The organism is Siccirubricoccus phaeus (genome assembly GCF_008360935.1).
Classification (GTDB): Bacteria; Pseudomonadota; Alphaproteobacteria; order Acetobacterales; family Acetobacteraceae; genus Siccirubricoccus; species Siccirubricoccus phaeus.
In genome coordinates this window covers 241,703-248,294 of sequence record NZ_SRXO01000009.1, presented here as the reverse complement: position 1 = coordinate 248,294, position 6,592 = coordinate 241,703, and the positions used below count along the sequence as shown (strand labels likewise).

Below are 6,592 nucleotides of genomic sequence, written 5' to 3'. Positions count from 1 at the left end.
CAGCCCAGCAGCAGCGCCGCCCGCGCATCCCACCCCAGGACCAGGACCACCCTCAGGCAGACCCAAACCTAAAAGCACACCAAAACCACTGAACGCGCTTCCAAAAACCAGATACACTTGTCAATGAGCGTGCCCGCCGGAGCGACCCGGCAGGCAACCACCGATCGGAGCGACAGCGGACGGCATCCTCAACGGAGCCATCTTGCTGCACCACCTCGCCCGGTGATCTGATCCGCTTCGTGAGCGGGGCGGAGATAATGGCGACCTCGCCGTCTCTCGTCAACCCCGTCCGCGCTGCGGTGAGGCGGCTTTTAGGCCCCGGGCGGGGGGCGGTCAACCCCCTGGGATCGCCCTCCCTTCCGCCCCGATCGGCCAGGGCAATCCGTTGAATTTCCTACAAAGCACTGTCCCTTGCCAGGACCGAAGCGGGGGATCGTTCCGGCTCTCGAGGACAAATTTTCTGCCCCGTCAGGCAAGGAATCTTCATCCGCCCGCCAGAAATCCAGCGCCGCGCCGGCGGGTACGCAGGCGACGGAGGCGGGCTGCAGGCGCTGGGCGCTCCGCCCTGGCGGCGGTACCGCCACCGCCTTCAGGAAACCCCCGGCCCCACCCCTCGGCAGTTCAACCCTTGGGGGGCTGGACCCCCGCCAGGCGCGCAAGGGCCAGCGCCGCCTGCCCGGCCCTGCCCTCAGCTATCCGCCGTAATGTGGTTGTCCCGGATCACCTTGCCCCATTTCTCGATCTCGCCGGCCAGGAACCGCCCGCACGCCTCCGGGCCGGAAGCGACGACATCCGCCCCCTGCTCCTCGATCTTCCGCTTCACCTCCGCATCCGCCAGCGCCTGGGCCAGCGCCTCCTGCATCCGCTTCAGGATCGGCTCCGGCGTCCCCGCCCGGCCGAGGAAGGCCCACCAGGTGGGCGCCGAGAAGCCCGGGAAGCCCTGCGCCGCAAAGGGCTTCACCCCCGGCACGTGGCGCGTCTCCTCGGCCGTGGTCACCCCCAGGGGCCGCAGCGTGCCGGCCCGGATATGCTGGCTGATGATCACCACATTGGACATGAAGAGCGGCACATTCCCCGCCACCGCATCCTGCACCGCCGGCCCGCCGCCCCGGTAGGGCACGTGCAGCAGCCGGAACCCGCCCTGCTGCTGCAGCAGGGTGGTGGAGACATGCGCCAGCCCGCCAACGCCCGAGCTGGCAAAGGCAATGCTGTCCGGCGCCGCCTTCGCCGCCGCCACCAGATCGGCCAGGCTGCGATAGGGCGTGTTCTGATGCGCCACCAGCGCCAGCGGCCCGGTCGCCACCAGGCTCACCGGCGCGAAGGCCTCCAGCGTCCGGTAGGGCAGCCGCATCACCGTCTGGTTCGTCGCCTCATTGTCATAGGCGAGCATCCAGGTATAGCCATCCGCCGGCGCCCGCGACGCCTCCGCCGCACCGACCGAGCCGGAGGCGCCGCCCTTGTTGTCGATCACCACCGGGCGTTCCAGCAGCTCCGCCAGCTTCGGCTGGAAGATCCGGGCGATGGTGTCGGTGGAGCCGCCCGGCGGCCAGGGCACGATGAGGCGGATCGGCCGGTCCGGCCAGGCCTGGGCAAGGGAGAGGGAGGGGGCAGCCAGGCCGCCGACCGCCAGGGCCAGCAGGGTACGGCGTTGCATCGGAAGCTTCCTCGGTTGTTTGCCGAGGCTTATCGCAGCCCGCCCGCGGCCAGGCAATCGGTGCGGCACCAACCGGAGGCGGCCCGCGGCCCCCCCTGCCTGGCCCCCTGCCCGGCCCCCCTGCCCGGCCGCCCTCCCCGGGCCACCCGGTCAGGCCACCCGGCGCTCCCGCCCCTCCGCCACCTGGCCCAGGCGGAAGCTTTCCTCGATATGCGCTGCCAGCGCCTCCGCCACCGCGGAGGCCGGGCCGCGCAGCAGCCCGATGGCGAAATCCGGCAAGGCGGGCAGCCCCTCCTCCTCCCCCAGGCACCGCACCCCCTCCGGCAGGGGCGAGGGCATCGCCACCGTCACCGCCAGCCCGGCCAGCGCCACAGCCAGGGAGCCGGAGAGCGAAGCGGCGGTATAGGCCATGCGCCAGGGCAGGTCGGCCGCATCCAGCGCGGCGATCGCCGCCTGGCGCCAGGAACAGGCGGCGCTGGCCAGCGCCAGGGGCAGCGGCCGCCGCCGCACCGCCTCCGGCGCTCCCACCCAGAGCAGCGGGCCGCGCCACAGCCAGCGCACCCGGGCGCCGGGCGGCTCATTGCCCTCGGAGAGCAGGGTGAGGTCCAGCTCCCCCTCCCCCAGCCGCTCCACCAGCTCGTTGGAGGGGGCGCAGACCACCTCCACCTGCACCGCCGGGTGGCTGGCGGCGAAGCGCGCCAGGATGCCGGGCAGCCAGCGTATGGCGTAATCATCCGGGGAGCCGAGGCGGACCGCCCCGGCCACTTCCGGCTGGCGGAAGGTGGCGTGGATCTCGTCATGCAGCGCCAGCAGCCGCCGCGCCCGCTCCAGCAGCCAGAGGCCGTGCGAGGTCGGCTCCACCCCGCGGGCGCCGCGCAGCAGCAGAGGCTGGCCGAGGGTTTCCTCCAGCCGGCGGATCTGCATGGAGACGGCGGATTGGGTGCGCCCCACCGCCTGGGCGGCGCGGGTGAAGCTGCCGCCCTCGGCGATCAGCACGAAGCTGCGCAGCAGATCGGGGTCGAGGCCGGGCGGGATGGCGAGCATGGGAGGAGCATCAGCACCGTTGATGGGTTGCGTCAATGCAATTCGTTTTCCTTATTTCATTCGGCGCCGCACCCTTCGTGGAACGGGGCCGCCAGGATCAGGGCCCCATCGATGGAGGACCCCATGGCCATCCTCTCCGCCCTCCGGCCGCATCTGCACTGGCCGGTTCCCTCCCTGCCCCGCCTCGCCCGGTTCGGGCTGATGTGGCGGGCGGTCGCCACCAGGCGGCAATTGGCGGAGATGGATGACCGCATGCTGCGCGATATCGGCATCAGCCGGGCCGATGCGCTGCAGGAGGTGGAGCGGGCGCCCTGGGATCTCGGGCGGCGGATCTGACATTCCCCACGACGCCGCAGCGCGTGGCCGGGCAAGGCGACATCCTGCGGCCGCATCCCTCTCCCCGGCACCCTCACCTCCCGGGCACCCCCACCCTGGCCCTCCCCCGCGAAGCGGGAGAGGGAGGGAAAGCGGTCAGCCCTCCAGCTTGGCATCCAGCGTGATCTCGGCATTCAGCACGCGGGAGACCGGGCAGGTGGCCTTGGCATCGGCAGCGAGGGCCTGGAATTGCTCGGGTGTCGCGCCGGGCACCTTGGCGGTCAGGCTCAGCGCCACGGCGGCGATCTTCCAGCCGCCGGCTTCCTGCTCCATGGTCAGCCGCGCCTCGGTGGCGAGGCTTTCCGGGGTGAGGCCGGCGCCCTGCAGCTTGAAGGCCAGCGCCATGGTGAAGCAGCCGGCATGGGCGGCGGCGATCAGCTCCTCCGGATTGGTGCCCTGGCCGTCGCCGAAGCGGGCGGTGAAGCTGTAGGGGGTCTCCTTCAGCGTGCCGCTCTGGGTGGTCAGGCTGCCCTTGCCGTCCTTGCCGGTGCCGGCCCAGTGGGCGCTGGCGCTGCGCTTGATGCTTGCCATGTCCGTCCGCTCCTCTGCGGGGTTCCCTGCGGGATGTCCTGGCAGATGGGGTGGCGCATCCGCCCTGCCACCCATCCCGCCGCCCGCCATGGAAACTTCGCGGGGCGGCCATGGGCGGCGGGCGGCCGGCGGCGGGGGAAGGCCGCTGCCCCCAGCCGGCCGGGCGCATACCGCCTCCTAACCCTGCCCGGTCAGGATGGCGTCATGTCCCGCCATGGCCTCCTCCCCTGTTTTCTCCTGGCATGTCTTCCCCTGGCGACCGCGCCGGCCTCGGCCGAGGTTCCGGACACCGGCATGCGATGCCTTGTCGAGATCGGGGAGCAGCCTGACGACCGGGCCCTGGAGGCCAGCATTGCGGCGAAGATGGTGGCGGAGCGCTGCACCCGCGGCGACGCGCTTTTCCTGCAGTACATACCGCATACGGTGCCGCCGCTGTATCTGGCCTCCGCGCTTTGCGACTTCCGGCATCAGATCGTGGTGCGCGAATACCCGACGCATCTGTTCGGGCACATGACGAATCTCGCCTGCGTCTACGCCGGGCGCCATCGCCGGGACCAGTGACGGCCCGCCCGGAGATGGCCGCGGGTTGCCGGGAGGGATTGCGCGGGCGGTCGCAGCGCGTGCTGCGTTCCCGCTGCTGCCGGGAGGCTTTTGCAACAGGCTCATAAGCCTGCAGGTTCAACCTGCCGACTCACACCGGGGTCCGGGGAGGGGTTGCCGGCACTGCCGGCAACCACCGGCGGGGGTTCGGGGACAGAGCTCCCGATCTCCGGCTTTTCTTGTCCTTCTTAAGCCAGCCCCTATGGGGCGCCGGCGCTACTCTTGTCCTTCTTAAGCCGGCCCCTGTGGGGCGCCGGCGCTACTCCGCCGCGCGCATGGTCCGGGTGCGGCGCAGCTCCGCCAGCTCGGCCCGCAGCGCCGCCAGCTCGGCGCGCAGCGCCGCCAGCTCCTCCCCCACCGGGTCGCAGGGCTGGTCCAGCAGGCCATAGCCGGGGCTGGGGGGCGGGGCGGGGCGGATGGGCTGCGTCCGCTGCTCCTGCGGCGGCCGGGCGGGGATGCCGATGACGGTCTCCCCCGCCGGCACCTCGCTCGCCACCACCGCATTGGCGCCGATGCGCGCGCCGTCGCCGACCCGGATCGGCCCCAGCACCTGGGCGCCGGCGCCGATCGCCACGCCATGGCCGATGGTCGGGTGGCGCTTGCCGCCCGGGCCGGCGCGGTTGGCCAGGCTGAGCCCGCCCAGCGTCACCCCATGGTAGATCAGCACGTCATCGCCGATTTCCGCCGTCTCCCCGATCACCACCCCCATGCCGTGGTCGATGAAGAGCCGCCGGCCGATCCGCGCGCCGGGATGGATCTCGATGCCGGTGATGAAGCGGTTGGTGTGGGAGACGGCGCGGGCCACCGCCTTGAACCCGGCACGGTAGAGCGCATGCGCCAGGCGATGCATGAGCACCGCCTGCAGCCCGGCATAGCAGGTCAGCGCCTCCACCCAGGTGGGGCGGGCGGGGTCGCGTTCGCGGATGGTACGGACCAGCTCGAAGACTTCCATCCTGTCCCCTTTGCGCGGCCGGTGCAGGCCTTCGGGCCCTGCGGCCCTCCGGTGCTCGGACGCGGTTTCCGGCGCGGCCGGTTCAGCCCTTGGCGCCTTGCGGCGCTCCGACCCTCGGCCGCGGCTTCCTGTGCGGCCAATTCAGACCTTCGGACCTTGCAGCCTTCCAGCCCTCGGCCACGATTCCCCGTGCGGCCGCTTCAGCCCGCCGCGCCGTGCCGCCCTCCGGACGCGGTCACGCCAGCCAGGGCGGCGTCGGCAGCCCCTTCTCCCGCAGGAAGGCGGGGTTGAACAGCTTGCTCTGGTAACGGGCGCCGCCGTCGCAGAGGATGGTGACGATGGTATGCCCCGGCCCCATCTGCCGCGCCACGGCAATGGCCGCCGCGACATTGATCCCGGCCGAGCCGCCGACCGAGATCCCCTCATGCAGCAGCAGATCGTAGATCTGCGCCAGCGCCGTCGGGTCGTCCACCTGCACCGCGTCGTCGATGGCGGCGCGGCCATGTTCCAGATTGCCCGGCACGGCGGAGGCCTGGCCGATGCCCTCGGTGATGGAATTGCCCTCGGCCTTCACCTCGCCGGTCTTGATCCAGGCATACATGCCGCTGCCCATCGGATCGGCCAGCACCACCCGCACCTTCGGGTTCTTCGCCTTCAGCGCGCGGGCGACGCCGGTCAGCGTGCCGCCGGTGCCGCAGGCGCAGGTGAAGGCATCGATGCGCCCCGCGGTCTGCGCCCAGATCTCCGGCCCGGTCGTCGCCTCATGGAAGGCGGCGTTGGCGAGGTTGCCGAATTGGTTGGCCCAGATGACGCGCTTGCCCTCGGCCGCCAGCTCCTCCGCGATGCGGCGGGAGGTATTCACATAATGCCCGGGGTCGCGCAGCGGCTTCGGGTCCACCAGCCGCAGATCGGCGCCGATCATGCGGAGGAAGTCGAGCTTCTCCCGGCTCTGGGTATGCGGCACGACGATGATGGACTGGTAGCCGCGGGCATTGGCGACGAGGGTCAGGCCGATGCCGGTATTGCCGGCCGTGCCCTCCACCACGATGCCGGGCTGGCCGGGGATGAGCTGGCCGCGCTGTTCCGCATCCAGGATGATGCCGAGCCCGGCGCGGTCCTTCACGGAGCCGCCGGGCTGCATGAATTCCGCCTTGCCGAGGATCTCGCAGCCGGTCGCCTCGCTGGCGCGGCGGAGGCGGATGAGGGGGGTGTTGCCCACGGCGCCGGCGAGGCCGTCCGCCACCTGGAGGCCGTTGGGAGCTGCCCGGGGGGCGGGCTCGTTCAGGGCGGGCTCGTTCGGGGCGGGTTCTGGGGCGCTCATGGATCCTCCACCTTGAGATGTGATCTGCGGCGAGAATGGGGGGATCTTCAAGGGGTTTTCCCTGCATGGCCGGCATGAGCCCATGAAACGGAATGGGGCCGGCGCAAAACCCTGC

General features: G+C 71.7%; 7 protein-coding genes. 2 read left to right on the top strand and 5 right to left on the bottom strand.

The window, feature by feature from the left end; genetic code table 11:
- Positions 1-688: 688 nt before the first annotated feature.
- Complete coding sequence (locus E5N76_RS15025; protein ID WP_149538124.1) at positions 689-1,654, bottom strand: tripartite tricarboxylate transporter substrate binding protein; 966 nt, start codon at positions 1,652-1,654, stop codon at positions 689-691.
- A gap of 150 nt (positions 1,655-1,804) precedes the next feature.
- Positions 1,805-2,698, bottom strand: a complete 894-nt coding sequence (locus E5N76_RS15020) for a LysR substrate-binding domain-containing protein (protein ID WP_149538123.1) — start codon at positions 2,696-2,698, stop codon at positions 1,805-1,807.
- Positions 2,699-2,809: 111 nt separating this feature from the next.
- On the opposite strand from E5N76_RS15020, the gene E5N76_RS15015 reads away from it, so the two are divergent.
- Entirely contained in the window at positions 2,810-3,034 is a 225-nt protein-coding gene (locus tag E5N76_RS15015; RefSeq protein WP_207791983.1) for a DUF1127 domain-containing protein, read from the top strand.
- Positions 3,035-3,169: 135 nt separating this feature from the next.
- Here the strand turns inward: E5N76_RS15015 and E5N76_RS15010 are convergent, their stop codons facing one another.
- Complete coding sequence (locus E5N76_RS15010; RefSeq protein WP_149538122.1) at positions 3,170-3,604, bottom strand: OsmC family protein; 435 nt, start codon at positions 3,602-3,604, stop codon at positions 3,170-3,172.
- A gap of 294 nt (positions 3,605-3,898) precedes the next feature.
- On the opposite strand from E5N76_RS15010, the gene E5N76_RS15005 reads away from it, so the two are divergent.
- Positions 3,899-4,165: a hypothetical protein gene (locus tag E5N76_RS15005; RefSeq protein WP_149538121.1), complete on the top strand. Its 267-nt coding sequence runs from the start codon at positions 3,899-3,901 to the stop codon at positions 4,163-4,165.
- A gap of 298 nt (positions 4,166-4,463) precedes the next feature.
- On the opposite strand, the gene cysE is transcribed toward E5N76_RS15005, so the two are convergent.
- A complete protein-coding gene (cysE, locus tag E5N76_RS15000) occupies positions 4,464-5,156 on the bottom strand; it encodes a serine O-acetyltransferase (protein WP_149538120.1) in 693 nt (230 codons plus the stop codon).
- 235 nt (positions 5,157-5,391) lie between these two features.
- Entirely contained in the window at positions 5,392-6,477 is a 1,086-nt protein-coding gene (locus E5N76_RS14995) for a cysteine synthase A (RefSeq protein WP_149538119.1), read from the bottom strand.
- Between the last annotated feature and the right edge of the window lie 115 nt (positions 6,478-6,592).